We start from the raw sequence: 16607 nt of genomic DNA, 5'->3' as shown, positions 1-16607 counted from the left end.
TATGAAACTTCTCATTAATTACGAAGCGGTTTACCTTTTAAAAGCATATGCTGCATGCGCTGCTGAGATTTCGGTTCAGCTACAAGACTTAAAAAGGCTTCTCGTTCTAAATCCAGCAAATACTGTTCATCAACCTCTGTTCCGTACGGCACCTTGCCGCCAGCAATGACAAAAGCCAGCTTTTTGGCAATCTTTAAATCATGCTCTGATATATATCCTGAGCGAACCATTGATTGTGCACCTAATAGTAGAGTTGCATAGCCTGTTTCCCCTACGACTGGCACTTTTCTGCGAGCTGGCGCTGTATATCCTTGTGAATGAAGAGAAATGACAGCTTGTTTGGCATCATAAAGTAAATGGTCTCCATTCACACTTACTCCATCTGCGCTATTCAAGAAATTATTTTCTCTTGCCTCCTCACCAGAGGTAGAGACTTTAGCCATCGCAATCGTTTCGAACACTCGATTGGCAACCTGCTGAAGATCGTAGTCAACTCCATTAGGCATGCTGCTTAAATGCTTGATATAAAGCTCTTTATTGCCTCCTCCGCCAGGGATCAGGCCGACACCAGCTTCAACTAGTCCCATGTAAGTCTCACTCGATGCCTGGATATGTGCAGCAGGCAGACAAACCTCTGCTCCTCCTCCTAATACAATCGCAAATGGAGCTGCGACTACAGGTTTTGAACTATATTTAATTTTCATCATGGCATTTTGAAAGTGTCTTACAACCATATCCAATTCGTAAATATTGTCGTCCTGTGCTTCCATTAAAATCATGCCAAGATTGGCACCAACACAGAAGTTCTTTCCTTGATTTCCGATTACAAGTCCTTTGTAATTCTTTTCAACCTCATCAACAGCAAAATTGATCATCTGCAGAATATCTAGTCCAATGGCATTGCTTTGCGAGTGGAATTCCAGCAAGGCTACACCATCTCCAAGATCGATTAGGCTAGCACCAGTATTCTTTTTAATGACGCCATTTTTCTTTTTCAGGCGTTTTAGGTTAATGACCTTTTCGTTCTCTTGAACAGGCTGATACTCCCCATCATGATAAAAGAAGAGATCTCCATCTTCCTCTTTATAGAAGGAAGTAAATCCTTTTGCGAGCATGTCCGTTACCCATGCCGGAACATCTATGTTTGAATCTTTCATTTTCTGAACAGCTTTTTCAACTCCAAGGGCATCCCAGGCTTCAAACGGACCTAACTCCCAGCCAAATCCCCATTTCATTGCAGAATCTATAGCTTGTAGATCATCTGCAATTTCACCGTACAATTGTGCAGAATAGGCGAAAACGGGGCTTAGTATATTCCAAAGCAGCTGACCGGCACGATCATCAGCGTATACAAGCGCTTTCATTTTATTCGCTGTTCCTTTTTGCTGCTTACTCATCTCTACAGCTGCGGTTTTTAATTTTTGACGAGGGATATATTCCAATGTCTCTGGATTTAATTCAAGTATTTCTTTCCCTTGCTTCAAATAAAAGCCTTGACCAGATTTACTTCCGTACCAGCCATTTTCCAGCATCTTTTGTATAAAATCGGGTATTTCAAATACCTTTTTCTCGGCACCATCTACCTGATCAAATACATTTTTGGCAACATGTGCGAATGTATCTAACCCTACGACATCAAGTGTTCTGAATGTTGCACTTTTCGGTCTGCCAATGAGCGGGCCTGTGACTGAATCTACTTCTCCTACGCTATAGCCGCCATTCAGCATTTCCTGAACCGTTACGAGCAACCCATACGTTCCTATGCGATTGGCAATAAAGTTCGGCGTATCTTTTGCTTCAACAACACCTTTTCCGAGAACATCTTCGCCAAATGTTTTCATAAAGGAAAGAACTTCTGGATTTGTTTCTGCTGTCGGTATCACTTCAAGGAGCTTTAAATATCGCGGCGGGTTGAAGAAATGGGTCCCTAGAAAATGTTTCTTAAAATCGTCTGAACGGCCTTCTGCCATCTTCTCAACCGAAATGCCTGACGTGTTTGAGCTGACTATACTTCCAGGCTTTCGATAGTGGTCAACAAGATCAAACACTTGCTTTTTAATTGCTAAATTCTCTACGACCACTTCAATGATCCAGTCAACCTCATTTAACCGTTCCATATCGTCTTCAAAATTCCCAGCTTCTATCAAACTGATATTTTTCTTAGCTGTAAAAGGTGCTGGTTTTTGCTTCAGCAGCTTTTGTCTTCCTGTTTCACTAATACGATTGCGGACAGCACGATCTTCTAATTTGAGTCCTTTGGCACTTTCAGCCTCTGTTAATTCCTTCGGAGCAATATCAAGTAATAAGGTCGGAATTCCGATATTGGCAAGATGCGCTGCAATACCTGATCCCATTACACCTGATCCAAGTACAGCTGCTTTTTTAATTTGCTGAATCAACTTTACTTCCCCCTTTAGAACGTTTTGAATGAACAATCATTCATTTTTACTTCAAAAAAAAGATCACTGAATGTGTTCTGTTAATTATAATAATAAAATATTTGCAAAATTTACGCAATCATTAATAGCCGAAAAATGAAAAAATTTATAAACGAGTATATTCATTTTAAAAGTAACGCAATTTAGTTCATATGAAAGCTAAGCTATATAGGAGGTGATTTATATGGCGAGAAGAAAGAAGAATCCTTCAAAAGCAGGAGTAAGTGCTGCAAGCATTAAGGGGAATGCCGGTCCAACCGTGGAAGAAGATGGGGGCGGCAAGGTGAATAGCCAAAATAATCAATACAAAAAATAGTTTTACAGCTAATCGAAAAGACAAAACAACGTAAGAACTCTATTGCTCTCCCTACATTGAAATCAGTATGTCTTTTGGTAAAAAACAAAGCTGTAAGGAACCTAATGACGAATTGAACGTTTTCAGGCTGTTTAAAACGCTTGCCCATTCTTAAAGTTAGCTGTAATATAGAGTCTTTTTATCAGACCTAAGAAAGCGAGCGTTTGCAGACAGCCTGTCTTATAGAAATATTATTTACACTCCTTTTGGAGCAGAGGAATTCCTGCTATTTTACTTATAGCCTTTTTTTATTTGTAAAAGCATTTGCTGGATACTCAGCCATTCTCCTCATATAGTAGCCAAACCAATCATCCCCAAACGGGACATAGAGGCGCACTTTATATCCTTGACGGCTAAGCTCAAGCTGCCGGTCCACTCTAACACCATAAAGCAGTTGAAATTCAAACTGACTATGAGGGATCTGATATTTTCTCACAAGCTGTTTTGTATATTCAATAATGCGATCATCATGTGTAGCAATTGCCGTATAATGGCCATTTCGCAAATGAATTTCAATAATTCGTTTAAAATTTTCATCAATTGCCTGCTTTTCCGAAAGTGCTACTTCAGGTGATTCTTTATATGCACCTTTTACCAATCTCAGATTGGGAGAATAATGTTCTAATTGCTGCATGTCTTCTATTGTCCTGTGTAAGTAAGCTTGAATGACAGTACCAATATCTTTAAACGTCGATTTGAGCAATTTATATATTTGCAATGTCTGCTGGCATCGTAAAGAATCTTCCATATCTATGGTTACAAAAATCTGATGCTGTTCTGCTGTCTCTAGGATACGTCGCATGTTTCTTAGAACAATTTCATTCGACAGATCTAGTCCTAGTGATGTTAGTTTGACAGAAATCTCCGCATCTAGTGACTCTTTTCCCAACGTCTTAATTAGTCTCACCATATGACTGGCCGCTTCGTTTGCTTCTGCTTCATTGTCAACAAATTCTCCAAGGCAATCTACTGTAACTGCTAATCCTTTTCTATCCAGTTCTTTTATGACTTGTATGGCTTCTGCTATGTTTTTCCCTGCAATAAAACGCGAGGCACCGAAACGAAAACCATATTTTTTACCAAGCATGCTTAATCTTTTATTTTTTGATAAAAATAAAAAAACATCTCTTAACATCGTCATCATTCAGTTCCTCCTCGAATGTCATAGATTTGATATAACATCTTTTAAAAACCTATAGGAAAGTCAGCAGATTAAACTTCTCCTTATAGCTTGATAAAAACATGGGTCTGTCAAAGCTGAAGCATTCGGAGGAGTATCGTTTGTATCACTTTACCAATTTTAGTAATCGTGCAGACAGCCTGACCTCTTTTATTTTATCATCTTTTAAATATTCTGAAAATAACTATGTAAAAAAAATGTCGAATTGATATACCTGCATAATTACAATTTGATGTGGAAAGATAATCGCGAACAAAACTTCTTTCGTGTTGGAGGGATTATGAATGCAGCAGCAAAATATGGGAACACAATATGGGCAAACGATCATGCCTCAGCCTCCGCAAATCATATCTTCAAAAGATTCTTTATACTTAACAGATATGCTTTCATGGAACTTACTGGCTATGAAAAAAGCTCACTTCTATGCTTCACAATGTCAGGACCAAGAAATCAAAGCAGCCATGGAACGATGCGGACAAATGCATCAACAGCATTATGAGCGGATTCTTAGTCATTTGAATCAGCAAAATCAGCCACCTGCTGGCATGCAGCAATAACTGGGAGGTATAATAATGAACCAGAATCAGCAAAAGGTACAAAATCCAGAAACTCAAATTCCTAAAACTCCGCAAATGAATGATCGTGATTTCACAAGTGATCTGCTGACGATGGAAAAGTACATGACAGATTCGTATTGTACTTTTCTAAATGAAGCTAGTCATCAGGCTCTCTATCAGGATGTGCTCAATATCTTCACTGACACGCAAAATGAACAGCGCAATCTCTATAACCTAATGTTCCAAAAAGGCTGGTACAAGCTTGAAGCCGCAGAACCTCAAAAGCTGCAGCAATCGTTTCAGCAATTCCAAGGATACTCAAGCCAATTCCCATATGGCAATGGCGGAAATACACTGCAGTAAATACTTTAGCCGTATCAATGATGGTACGGCTTTTTATAGGATGGCATTATAGTGCGTTTTGTTAGACAGGGTCTGATTGCTGAATTTCTTTTCCGACTTAAGAGATATCCTATCTGATTTTCTTATGGAGAACTTTTACCTCTTGCCCCCTTAATAGCCGCACTCGCTATTTATTGCTCTCTTTATGTTCTTCGTTTAGCTGTTTAATTTCTTCAATAACCTTTTTAATCGCTTCTTTCCCCTCAGGATAAGTGGCATTCCAATGTTTGACGAGCGGGGGCATTGATTTTGCTATAAAAGAATAGAGAATCCATGCTTCCACTTTACTCTGATTTTCTAAACTTGTATCTCCAATTAATAGCTCTGTATATTTTTCAAGCAATCCATCTAACTGTTCCTTCAATTGTTTATCCATCTACTATATACCCCCTAAATGATCTTGATAATCATTTTCAATTATTAGTTGACACCTTCTAAGGTTTATATTATGATAAACCCATAAATGAAAATGATTTTCATTTACAGTGTAATTGAAGCTGCATTGCTCGTCAACAGCTTCAATAGACAGACAACATTACACCAAGTTTGCAACTCCCTTACCCCCCTCTTTCGTAAAGGAGTTTCATATCAAAAAGAAATCCGCTGCCAACGGGTTTCTTTTTTTATTTCCTTCCTCCCTCTCATTCAATGTAATCAATTTAAAATTCCATTCATAAGTTTTCCATTTCCGGTAAGAATAAGCCTATGCCAAAACAAATGGTGATCCTATGAAAAATTGGTTTAAAAAGCATTTCTCTAAAACTCAAGATGAAAAAAACTGGGAAACATCACTGTGTAAGTCTGCTGATTATAAGAAAAGTTATTATATTAATCAAAAACATGAAATGAAATTTAGCTTCACATTTATGACATCACTAGTCGATGAGCAAATTCTTCAAAAAGACGCCCTTCCTTTTTTATTGGAGGGTGAATTTAAAACAATTCGGGATTTAAAAGAAATTGTTCCTGTAACAGATATTGAAATTAGTGATGATTTTTCAAAAATTGAGCAGAAGCTATTTAACGGTTATGTTTTAGTGCGATCGGAAAGGCAGCCAGATTGTTTTGCATTTATTGCAGCCCAGAAAGAAATTGTCCGCAGCATAACCCAGCCTGAAATAGAATTCTCTGTTATTGGTCCAAAAGAGGCATTCGTTGAATCATTAGGGCAAAATTTAAACTTAATTAGAAAAAGGCTGCCAATAAAGGAATTAGTATGTGAAGAAGTCACGATTGGAAGTATGTCTAAAACACGGGTAGCCATTATTTATGTGGACGGACTTACAAATGTTGATAATGTGAATACGGTAAGGCAGCGGCTGCAGGAAGTTGAAATGGATGTCATTGTTGATAGTTCCTATATCGTTCAATTGATTGCTGACAATTCCAATTCACCATTTCCCCAATTGCTCGACACGGAAAGACCAGACCGTGTTGCTGCCATTTTAGGAGAAGGAAAAATCGCCATTATTGTGGACGGTTCACCACATGTGCTGATCACGCCTACTACATTAGTTGAGTTCTTTTCAGCGTTTGAGGATTATTTCCTCAATTGGATCCTGGCATCCTTTTTCCGCTTAGTAAGGGTTTTTGCCGTCCTCTTTTCAATTCTAGCTACACCTGTTTATGTAGCAGCTCTTACATACCATCATGAACTGATTCCAAAGGACTTATTGGCAACACTGGTAACATCAAGGCGGGAAATTCCGCTGCCGCCTGTTCTCGAAGCACTTTTTCTTGAATTAACGATTGAGCTCCTTAGAGAAGCAGGTGCCAGGCTGCCGACAAAGGTTGGCCAGACAATTGGTATCGTTGGCGGGATCGTTATTGGGACAGCCTCAGTTGAAGCGGGAATTACAAGTAATGTCCTGCTTATTATCGTCGCTTTAGCAGCGCTTGCTTCGTTTACAACACCTGTTTACAAAATAGGCAATACGATTCGTGTATTGCGATTTCCATTTATCTTACTGGCGAGTATATGGGGATTAGTTGGAGTCGTATTTACATTTTGTTTCTTATTAACTCATTTGCTGAGGCTTACATCTCTTGGAAGACCATTTTTAGAACCGCTCTACCCACCCAGAGCACGGGACTTTAAAGATGCCGTCATTCGACTGCACTTCAACAAACTAACCGTTCGGCCAGGCTTCCTAAGAACCGAAAAACCAATCCGCTTCAGCAAAAACAAAGCCAAACAAATAAAAGACATAGATGAATAGAAAAGCGGAGGGCGCTTGCCCAGGGGCGACAAGCTTAAGGCAAGATGGCATAAAGGTCGGTCTTTGACCTTTAGGACAGATTGACTTAAGACCTCGAGCCCCTAGCGCCCGGAGCTGGACAAGTAGAAAAGCGGAAGCGGCTTGCTCAGCCCCGACAAGCTTAAGGCGAAACAGCCTAAAGGTCGATCTTTGACCTTTGGGATGGGATGACTTAAGACCTCGAGGGGCTAGCCGCTGGAGCTGGACATCTAGAAAAGCGGAAGCGGCTTGCCCAGCCCCGACAAGCTTAAGGCAGCACAGCCTAAAGGTCGGTCTTTGACCTTTTGGATGGGATGACTTAAGACCTCGAGGGGCTAGCCGCTGGAGCTGGACATCTAGAAAAGCGGAAGCGGCTTGCTCAGCCCCGACAAGCTTAAGGCGAAACAGCCTAAAGGTCGCTCTTTGACCTTTTGGATGGGTCGACTTAAGACCTCGAGGGGCTAGCCGCTGGAGCTGGACATCTAGAAAAGCGGAAGCGGCTTGCTCATGAAAGTAACATACTAAACACCCCATTCCTATGTGACAATTTCAACGAAGAGGTGAAATCAGATGGCAAGTCATCCAGTTCCAGAAAGGTTGCAAATATCTCCATTTCTTGTTTTTTATTTGGTCATGTCCATGCAGGTTGGAATTGGTGTGCTTGGTTTTCAGAGAATTATTGCTAATTTTGCTGGTTATGATGGATGGATATCAATTATTATCGCTGGGTTTGTCATTCATGGAGTGATGTGGGCCATTTACAAAATAGCAGAGACCGTTGATGGAGATATTGTAACCGCTCATGAATACTTTGCCGGTAAGTTTTTCGGTAGACTTTTAAGCAGTTTTTTTATCCTTTATTTTATGCTGTATATGCTGACAGTAATGAGAACCTACATTGAAGTCATTCAAACGTGGATTTTCCCTGAGATGGGAACGTTTTGGTATGCTTTAGGATTTTTAATTCTCTGTGTTTATATTGTTTCAGGCGGGTTTCGGACAGTTACCGGGGTAGCCTTCTTTGGACTCGTGCTGCCAGCTTATCTTGTGCTGACATTTGGCTTTACCTTTAAATTCTCAGATTTCACTTCACTGTTGCCGGTGTGGGACCATTCCATTAAAGATATCGTCATGGGGTCCTATGCTATGTCCTTAACTTATATTGGATTTGAAATTGTATTGTTTATTTATCCCTTTATTAAGAATCCAGGACAGTCGAAAAAATGGGCGCATTTAGCTATTTTAACGACGACCCTTCTCTACGTTGTTCTAGCCATAATGACTTTCGGCTATTTTTCCGAAGGGCAGCTTCAAAAGAATATATGGGCCACTCTTTCTATTTGGCAAATCACAAGATTTCCATTTGTTGAGCGGTTTGAATATATCGGAATTGCCAACTGGAACTTAATCATCCTGCCAAATATATGCATCTCTCTATGGGCAGCCTCGCGAATTTTGAAGAGGCTCTTTCATGTACAGCAAAGAAAAGGAATTCTGTTTATAGCTGGAATAATAGTTATACTCTGCTCCCTTTTTCAGACACGCGCTTCCATCAATATACTTAATGACTATACTGGAAAAATAGGTTTTATCATAAATTTTATTTATTTACCTATGTTACTTGCAGCCGTTAAGATTGCAAAGAAGGTGAAAAAGCAATGAAAATAGTAAGAGTGTTCATCTTTTGTGCTCTTCTGCTTCTTTTAGCAGGCTGTGTCGAGCCTGAAATTATCGATGATGTAAATATTATTGTTGGAGCAGGCTTTGACAAGATAGAAAAGGATCGTTTTATTGGCACTTATCTGGTTCAAGATTATCTTCCAGATCAATCCATTAAAAATATTACCTATATATCAGAATCTACTTTAAGAAGAAGTGTTTTGTCAGACGCTCAAAAACAATCCTCTGAACCACTCGTAACAGGCGGCATCCGGATCGTCGTCTTTGAAGAAAATTTCGCGGAAAATGGCATTATTGATTTTATTGATGCTTTTCAGCGAGATGCCACTGTTGGGTCGAGAATCTTTCTGACAACGTCAAGCGGCAGCGCGCAGGAATTGTTAAAAGGGGAGTATGGCTCAAGAGGCAACGGAAATTACTTATACAATTTATTATCACATAATATTAATGAACGTGATATTCCAAAATCAAACCTGCATCTTTTTCTACATGATTTTTATCAGGAAGGAAAAGATGTATATTTGCCGCAGCTCCATCAAAAAAGCAAAAAACAAGTTGAAATCTCAGGGATGACCATCTTTAAGGATGATTCTGCAGTTGATTTTATTGAAAAGGATGATATGTTTTATTTTAAATTATTAGTAGATAAATACAGCAGCGGATACTTTAATGTTGATTTATCAAAAGATAACGAAGCATCTGTTCATAGTATTAACTCAAAACATCATTTCAAAATAGATGATAGCGATCGGGATAAATTGACCATTCATATTAATGTTACAGGTATTGTTAAAGAATTTACTGGTGATAAACTTACAAAACAGATTGTGAAGGAAATTGAAAAAGCGGTCAATGATAAGATTGAAAGGGAATGCAGCAAGCTTGTTCAAAGATTTCAGGAAAAAGGAACGGATCCAATTGGTATTGGAAAATACTATCGGACGCAGACGAGAGGTTTCGACTTAAAAAAGTTTAAAGATAATTATGCTAATCTCGATATCCGCATAAAAGCTGATGTGACAATTGAAGAAACAGGTGTTATAGATTAAAAAAGAGCGGCATATATGCCGCTCTTTTTAGTCTGTATTAGAAAACATATATTTCTTATAATGGTAACGGATCGAGAATATAAGACCCATTGCGAGCATATTCCCCATCAAGGAGCTTCCGCCATAGCTTATGAATGGAAGCGGGATACCCGTAATTGGCAGCACTCCAATGGTCATGCCGATATTCTGAAACACATGAAAGGTAATCATACTGATAACGCCAACACATATATACGTATAAAACTTATTCTTCGTTTCCATGCCGATTTTAGTCAGATGATATATAAGCAGGAAAAATAAGCTTATAACGACACTTGCTCCGATAAACCCAAATTCTTCTCCGATAATACTAAATATAAAATCGGTATGACTTTCGGGCAAATAGACTTCTCTTGTGCCATACCCTTTCCCCGTTGTTTCGCCTGAACCAATGGCGAGCAGGGAGCGTGTTAACTGGAATCCAGTTGAACTTTGATAATTATAAGGATCAATCCAAGAATAGATTCTGCCAAATTGATATTCTTTCACACCTAAGTACTTTTCTAATATTTCCGGATGCCAAAGAACAAAGTAAAAAATAGTTCCTACAAGCGTTATACCTGTTCCAAAAATGGGCAGAAGCAGTTTCCAGGTGATACCTGAGATAAAAATCAAGCCAAGCATTATAGCTATAAGTACCAAGCCTGTTCCTAAGTCAGGCTGCATCATGACAAGAAGCAGGGGTGCTGCAGTAATTCCTATAATCTTAATCAGAAGCCAGAGATCGGTCGTAATGGTCTTGACGATGTTTTTTTGATGATGATGATCAATTATTTTTGCCAGCATTACGATTAAAAATACTTTCACTAGCTCTGCTGGCTGAATAGAGCCTAAGCCTGGAAGTACATACCATGCCTTAGCACCATTTATAACAGGCGCAATGGATGTTGGGGCAACTATTAAAAAGCCGAGCAGCGCAAGCCCCAGACCATATGTATACCAAGATATTTTTTGCAATTGATCAGAATCAAATGTAATCACTGCAGCAATGATGCATGTCCCAACGACATACCAGACAATTTGCTTCAGAAGGAAATTCTCTAAATATTGACCTGTTGTTTGGGCGCTATAAATAGACACACAAGAAACAAGAAATAAAAGCATTAGTATAAGAACAAGGCTAAAATCCAGCCTAGGGGGTGTATTTCTATTAGAAGTCATGCTGATTCTCCTTTAAACCAAATACAATTTGCACAAATTCATAATCTGTGATTTACAATATAAAATGAACTTCAACATGCAATCATATTTCGTTTGCACTCAATATTTCATTATATTTTTAAAGTGAATAAATCACAACTTCTAAATGTGTATGGTTAAATTTTCAAGTATGGATGTGCTCTGTATTTGTAAAATAGTGCTTTTTTATATCCTCTTTCATCCATTCTAGATTATCCGGGATCTGCGGAATTGAAAATCCAATATATAATGGACTTGTAACGAATCGCGGAACAATTTTGGCATATCTCTCCTCCCCTAGCTTATAGAAGAAAAGATTATAGCTATTACAATGAAACGGAAAATTCGTAAGAATATAGTGTGCGGCTGTTTGAACATAACGAGCAAATGTCTCCATTTCGTTTCGTTCACCAAGCTTCACATTAAATTCATAAAATCCAATTTTCGGAAGAGTGGACAATGTAAATTCTGTACCGCCACTGCTGTCTATCTCTAAACCAATAAAATCTTCAGTCTTTATATCAATTGTATAATCGACATCTTCAAGACCGATGATTTGCATATGGGAATGAGCAATACTGCCTCCGGATAGTGGACCATGATTTTTGAATAACAAGACAGACTCATATTTCCCTGATTCCTCCATCTTTATCCAATGATTGAAGGCAAATTGGAAAAGGCGGTATAAATGCTCGTTTGAGTAGTTTGATAGCTCCGCATCGCAATCATCTGTTTCAATTAGAACCGTTTGAAAAGATCTTTGTAATACAGGATACTTATTTTTTAATAACATAATGGGACCATCAGTATCAATAATATCGGTCAGAAGCTCTCTTGCACAGAACGGACACATTACATCTTTGTTACGAATGCTATTTGGTTTCTTTACCCCTACTGATGTAAGAAAATGCAGGTGTGTACTTGTCATCATATTCTCTCCCCATTGTTCCTCTGTTTCTTCTATTATAAAATGAAACGTCCTTTAGCGGGGATTTGCGAATTGAAATCAATATAAACAGAGGCTGTAAAAAAATGAGAATACATTTCGGAAAGCTTGCGTTATGCTTTAAATAAAGGCCCGTTCCATATTACTCTGATTTAGAGGATTGATATTAAGCAATAAAAAAATCCGAATAATTAGAAAACTAGCCCTAATCTTGCGGATTTTCATTGTAGGTTACTGCTTATGTTACAGTCTCTTATATCTTTTCTTCTTTTTAAAGCTCATTTCTAAGAAATTTGCTGCTGTTCTTATTCTGTTTCGTGGTCTTCGTGGTCTTCGTGGTCGTGTGAACTTTCTTCTTCATCCTGTTCACCTTGATCTGCAGCTTCGGTATTTCCTACCATAATCGTTTTCTTCGGCATGGTGTGCAAATCTCTTGCCGTTACATGTGATTGAACAGAATAAATGCCATCTTCCTCAAAAGATTTCTTTACCGTATATTTCCCTTCACCTTCAGAGACAGCCTCCAGCTCCTCACTTTGCTCACGCTCTTCGCCTTTCCAAATTTCAAAAACGACCTCATCTGCATCATCGACAGGCTCATTAGCTTGCATGACCGTCACAGTAAATGATACTTCGTTCCCTACCTCAGCATTTTCTGGAACCTCTAAGCTTGCTTCAATAATCGCAGGAACAGCTTCGTTATCCGCACGATCCTCTCCACCATCATTGCCACAGCCCGCCAAAACAACCGAAAGCAACCCTAAGCTAAATATCCACTTTTTCATTTTATTTCCCTCTTTCTGCTAACGAGAATAATTTGAACATACTACTCAAATGTGATAAATGTATGAAATTAGTAAAGTGCTCCTCACTAAGTGCGTGGTATCCGCGAACACTTTACGTTTTTGAATTAATCCGTCTCCTGGCCTCAGCTGCATCCCCCATAATCACCTTGTAACAGCATTGTGCTCTCAGCATTATTTCTGCCTCATAAAGCTAAACCCATAATTCCCATTGCACCGAAAAGTATACATGTTCCAAATGATCCCGTCATCCCGTTAGTTTTGAACGTTCTGTGACAAAACCGATATTTTCACAACATAACTTAACCAAACATAACAAAAGTCACATCTTTCATTTCTTATCCATAGTAATTTTGTTATGTAGTACGAAAGAGGGGATGATGCTTGCATAACAAAATATATACACCAGATGAGGTAGCTGCATTTTTAAAAATATCCAAACATACGGTTTACGAACTAATTAAAAGAGGAGAGCTTGCTGCATTTAAAGTTGGGAAAAAAATGCGGATTGAAGAACGGGAACTGAATCGATTAAAGACGGGAGAAATGCCCGTTGAAGCGAATCACTCTCAATCCATTCAGCTTCGCTTAGCAGGCAGCCATGATTTTTTAGTAGAATCATTTGTTCAATATGTGTCAAAGGAAGATTTTGATATTAGTATTCAGCCTTCCTATATTGGCAGTCTTGAAGGGTTAATGGAGCTATATAAAGGAAGATGTGATATTGCAGCTGTCCATTTGCTCGATCCAGTTTCTAAAACTTATAATCTCCCGTTTATTCAACAGTTATTTGTTCATGAAAAAATTACCGTAATGAGGCTTGCTGCCCGTGAACAAGGACTTATTACTGCAGCAGGTAACCCTAAGAATATGAAAGGCTTTAATGATCTGGTAAGAAATGATCTAATTTTTGTGAACCGCCAAAAAGGTTCTGGCACTCGATTTTTACTTGATACGATTCTCTCAGAGAAAAAGATAAATCCACTTGTAATCAATGGATATGAGCACGAAGAATGGACGCATTTATCAGCAGCATCTCATATCAGCAGCGGAAATGCGGATGTAACCTTTGGCATTAAAACAGCTGCCAGCAGGCTAAACCTACACTTTATTCCAGCTGCAGTTGAACAGTTTGATTTAATCTTTAAGTGGACTCAACAAAATGAAATCGCTTTACAGCATATTATTGATTTACTGCAGCTGACTAGTTTTAGGGAATATATAAATGCCCTTGAAGGTTATGATGACAGTCAGTTTGGCCGTATTACTTATGACAGCAGAAAATGGGAGGTTTGAACTTGAAACGATATCGCTTATCATTATTAACTATTCTGATTGCAATGCTTTTATTCGCAGCGGGATGCCAAAGCTCTCCCGCTGAATCGAATGATCAAACACAAAGCGCTGAAGAAACAAAGGACTTAATCTTGGCGACCACTACCAGTACACAGGATAGCGGGTTACTGGATAAATTAATCCCCCTGTTTGAAGAAGAAGAAAACATCAATGTGAAAACTATTGCTGTTGGCACCGGCCAGGCACTTGAAATGGGCACACAAGGTGAAGCAGATGTTCTATTAGTTCATGCACCTGCAGCCGAACAGGAGATTGTAGACAGTGGAGATGCGATTAATCGCAAACGAGTTATGTACAATGATTTTATTGTGATCGGACCTAGTGAAGATCCTGCTGGAATTTCGGGTCTTTCAGTTCAAGAGGCATTTAGGAAAGTTTTTGAAAAAAACGCCGTATTTATTTCTCGTGGTGATGATTCCGGCACACATAAAAAAGAACTTGGCATTTGGGAGGCTGCTGGTATTACACTAGCTGCACTAGCAGAAAACAGCGAATATATAGAAACAGGACAAGGCATGGGTGATACTCTGCAAATTGCCGCTGAAAGAGGCGGCTATGTATTAACTGATCGAGCTACATTTTTGGCTCATCAGGATACACTGGGCTTAGGAATCCTTGTTGAAGGCGATGAAGATTTATTAAATATTTACCACGTTATGCAAGTAAACCCTAAGAAGCACGGCAAAGTATTTGCAGAAGGCGCAGAAGCCTTTGTGAATTTTATGATCAAGGATGAGACACAAAAAATAATAGAAGAGTTTGGAAAAGACGAATATGGTGAAGCATTATTCTTTAAATATACAGAATAAAAATACAGGCTGGAGAGGATACAGATGGAAATGCTGATAGAGGGTCTAAAACAAGCGTTTAGCATGCTGGCAACAGGTGATATGCAATTAGTAGAAATTACACTGCTCACCCTCCGCGTGTCCTTATCAGCGATCATCTTCAGCACGATTGTCGGCATTCCGCTCGGAGTAGCGCTTGGCCTCTCAACATTTCGCGGCAGGGGTCTTCTCCTATCCCTAATAAACATTGGGATGGGATTGCCTCCCGTGGTTGCTGGACTATGGATTACGATGCTGCTGTGGCGAAATGGCCCGCTCGGCTCTTTCTCCTTATTATATAGCCCATTTGCGATTGTAATAGCTCAAATACTCGTTTCACTGCCTATTGTTATTGGATTAACATCAAGTGCTTTTCAGCAAATAGACAAAAAACTTCTTCTGCAAATTAAAGCGCTTGGTGCTTCTAAAGTACAAATGATCCTTCTTTTAATGAAGGAAACCAAAATTGCCATTATGGCTGCTATAATGGCGGGCTTTGGCCGCGTGATTGCCGAGGTGGGAGCAGCCATGATGGTAGGCGGCAACATTCTTGGCGAGACAAGAATCTTAACAACATCCATAGTGATGGAAGTTTCAAAAGGTAATTTTGATGTAGCGCTTGCCCTCTCCTTCATCTTAATGGGGCTAGCTTTTGCGATTACATTCCTGCTTACAATTCTCCAGCAAAGGAAGCAGATGCAATGAAAAAACCGATCTTATCTGTTCACAATATTCTTTTCCAGAGAGCAGCTAAAACCTATCTAAAAATAGAGGATCTTGCCTTATATAAAAGTGAAATTCTCGGCATCATGGGTCCAAACGGAGCAGGAAAAAGTACGCTGATTAAGCTTATGTCCTTTCTTGAATCACAGACTAGCGGAACGATCCAATTTGAAAGAGAACCATATACCGCTACATCTATACCTCTTCAAAAGAGAAGAGAACTTGCTGTGGTTATGCAGCAAAGCCTTCTCCTGGATACGACGGCAGCCAAAAATGTATCCAGCGGATTAAGATTAAGAAGGATCCCTAAATCAATTATAAAAGAGCGCACCGAATATTGGCTTGAGCAGCTATCCATTTCTCATTTAGCCAATAAAAATATCCGCTTTCTTTCAGGCGGTGAAGCGCAGCGGGTAAACCTTGCCCGAGCTCTAGTTTTACAGCCAAAGATTCTATTTATGGATGAGCCCTTTTCTGCTCTTGACTATCCTTCTAAGGTAAAACTATTAAAAGACTTGAAGCGCCTACTGCAAGAAACAGAAACCACAGCCGTGTTTGTCAGTCATGATTTAGAAGAGATTAAATTTCTGACAGACCGGCTCGCTGTTTTAATAGATGGCAAACTAGGTCAGATCGGGTGCACGGCAGATGTCTTAAACTCCCCAGCAGAAGAAACAAAACACTTTTTAAATGGAATGGTATTAAATTGAGGATAATGAGTGAAGAAGCATGGATTTATAAATCTGTGCTTTTTTGCTGTTCTGGCTATACATACAGATTTTTATATTCACACTAACAATATACCTAAATCAAGCTGATTTACTTTCACATCATCT

16 protein-coding genes are annotated in these 16607 nt (G+C 39.1%); 10 read left to right on the top strand and 6 right to left on the bottom strand.

Annotated features, from left to right (window positions below):
• Window positions 1–14: 14 nt before the first annotated feature.
• Window positions 15–2396 carry a 3-hydroxyacyl-CoA dehydrogenase/enoyl-CoA hydratase family protein gene (locus B7E07_RS04085; protein WP_176215277.1) on the bottom strand — a complete coding sequence of 794 codons (2382 nt, stop codon included), beginning with the start codon at window positions 2394–2396 and terminating at the stop codon, window positions 15–17.
• 226 nt (window positions 2397–2622) lie between these two features.
• Here B7E07_RS04085 and B7E07_RS04080 point away from each other — a divergent pair, with 226 nt between their 5' ends.
• Window positions 2623–2754, top strand: a complete 132-nt coding sequence (locus B7E07_RS04080) for a YuzL family protein (protein ID WP_080844196.1) — start codon at window positions 2623–2625, stop codon at window positions 2752–2754.
• 274 nt (window positions 2755–3028) lie between these two features.
• Here the strand turns inward: B7E07_RS04080 and B7E07_RS04075 are convergent, their stop codons facing one another.
• Window positions 3029–3937: a proline dehydrogenase family protein gene (locus B7E07_RS04075; protein ID WP_080844195.1), complete on the bottom strand. Its 909-nt coding sequence runs from the start codon at window positions 3935–3937 to the stop codon at window positions 3029–3031.
• Between the two features lie 320 nt (window positions 3938–4257).
• Between B7E07_RS04075 and B7E07_RS04070 the strand changes: the two genes are divergently transcribed.
• Together B7E07_RS04070 and B7E07_RS04065 are read left to right on the top strand one after the other, a co-directional pair.
• Window positions 4258–4530, top strand: coding sequence for a hypothetical protein (locus tag B7E07_RS04070; RefSeq protein WP_080844194.1), 273 nt, complete (start codon window positions 4258–4260; stop codon window positions 4528–4530).
• A 15-nt stretch (window positions 4531–4545) separates the two neighbouring features.
• Entirely contained in the window at window positions 4546–4893 is a 348-nt protein-coding gene (locus B7E07_RS04065) for a spore coat protein (protein WP_080844193.1), read from the top strand.
• A gap of 166 nt (window positions 4894–5059) precedes the next feature.
• On the opposite strand, the gene B7E07_RS04060 is transcribed toward B7E07_RS04065, so the two are convergent.
• A complete protein-coding gene (locus B7E07_RS04060; RefSeq protein WP_080844192.1) occupies window positions 5060–5308 on the bottom strand; it encodes a DUF2573 family protein in 249 nt (82 codons plus the stop codon).
• 352 nt (window positions 5309–5660) lie between these two features.
• On the opposite strand from B7E07_RS04060, the gene B7E07_RS04055 reads away from it, so the two are divergent.
• The 3 genes from B7E07_RS04055 to B7E07_RS04040 all read left to right on the top strand — a co-directional run bounded on the left by B7E07_RS04055 (window position 5661) and on the right by B7E07_RS04040 (window position 9898).
• Window positions 5661–7151 (top strand): spore germination protein, encoded by a 1491-nt coding sequence (locus tag B7E07_RS04055; RefSeq protein WP_080844191.1) that lies wholly within the window; start codon window positions 5661–5663, stop codon window positions 7149–7151.
• A 588-nt stretch (window positions 7152–7739) separates the two neighbouring features.
• Window positions 7740–8831, top strand: coding sequence for a GerAB/ArcD/ProY family transporter (locus B7E07_RS04045; protein ID WP_080844189.1), 1092 nt, complete (start codon window positions 7740–7742; stop codon window positions 8829–8831).
• The gene (locus B7E07_RS04040; RefSeq protein WP_080844188.1) at window positions 8828–9898 is read left to right on the top strand and encodes a Ger(x)C family spore germination protein; all 1071 of its coding nucleotides are present in this window, start codon (window positions 8828–8830) and stop codon (window positions 9896–9898) included. Before B7E07_RS04045 ends, B7E07_RS04040 begins: the two co-directional genes overlap by 4 nt.
• Window positions 9899–9925: 27 nt before the next feature.
• Here the strand turns inward: B7E07_RS04040 and B7E07_RS04035 are convergent, their stop codons facing one another.
• The 3 genes from B7E07_RS04035 to B7E07_RS04025 form a co-directional block, all read right to left on the bottom strand.
• The gene (locus tag B7E07_RS04035; protein ID WP_080844187.1) at window positions 9926–11098 is read right to left on the bottom strand and encodes an FtsW/RodA/SpoVE family cell cycle protein; all 1173 of its coding nucleotides are present in this window, start codon (window positions 11096–11098) and stop codon (window positions 9926–9928) included.
• A 163-nt stretch (window positions 11099–11261) separates the two neighbouring features.
• Window positions 11262–12044: a DUF4931 domain-containing protein gene (locus tag B7E07_RS04030; protein ID WP_080844186.1), complete on the bottom strand. Its 783-nt coding sequence runs from the start codon at window positions 12042–12044 to the stop codon at window positions 11262–11264.
• 323 nt (window positions 12045–12367) lie between these two features.
• Entirely contained in the window at window positions 12368–12847 is a 480-nt protein-coding gene (locus B7E07_RS04025; RefSeq protein WP_080844185.1) for a FixH family protein, read from the bottom strand.
• Between the two features lie 402 nt (window positions 12848–13249).
• On the opposite strand from B7E07_RS04025, the gene B7E07_RS04020 reads away from it, so the two are divergent.
• Genes B7E07_RS04020 through B7E07_RS04005 form a run of 4 tightly spaced genes read left to right on the top strand, consistent with a single transcriptional unit; the run spans window position 13250 to window position 16481 of the window.
• Entirely contained in the window at window positions 13250–14161 is a 912-nt protein-coding gene (locus tag B7E07_RS04020) for a helix-turn-helix transcriptional regulator (protein WP_080844184.1), read from the top strand.
• A 2-nt stretch (window positions 14162–14163) separates the two neighbouring features.
• On the top strand, window positions 14164–15030 hold the full coding sequence (locus tag B7E07_RS04015; RefSeq protein WP_257391392.1) for an ABC transporter substrate-binding protein: 867 nt from the start codon (window positions 14164–14166) through the stop codon (window positions 15028–15030).
• Between the two features lie 24 nt (window positions 15031–15054).
• A complete protein-coding gene (locus B7E07_RS04010) occupies window positions 15055–15753 on the top strand; it encodes an ABC transporter permease (protein ID WP_080844182.1) in 699 nt (232 codons plus the stop codon).
• The gene (locus B7E07_RS04005) at window positions 15750–16481 is read left to right on the top strand and encodes an ATP-binding cassette domain-containing protein (protein WP_080844181.1); all 732 of its coding nucleotides are present in this window, start codon (window positions 15750–15752) and stop codon (window positions 16479–16481) included. The genes B7E07_RS04010 and B7E07_RS04005 overlap by 4 nt, the downstream gene beginning before the upstream one ends.
• The last annotated feature ends 126 nt before the right edge of the window (window positions 16482–16607 follow it).

Origin of the sequence: Cytobacillus gottheilii (assembly GCF_900166665.1) — a bacterium.
Taxonomy (GTDB): Bacteria; Bacillota; Bacilli; order Bacillales; family Cytobacillaceae; genus Cytobacillus; species Cytobacillus gottheilii_A.
The sequence above is the reverse complement of the archived record's forward strand: the minus strand, read 5'-3'. Positions and strand labels throughout refer to the sequence as shown.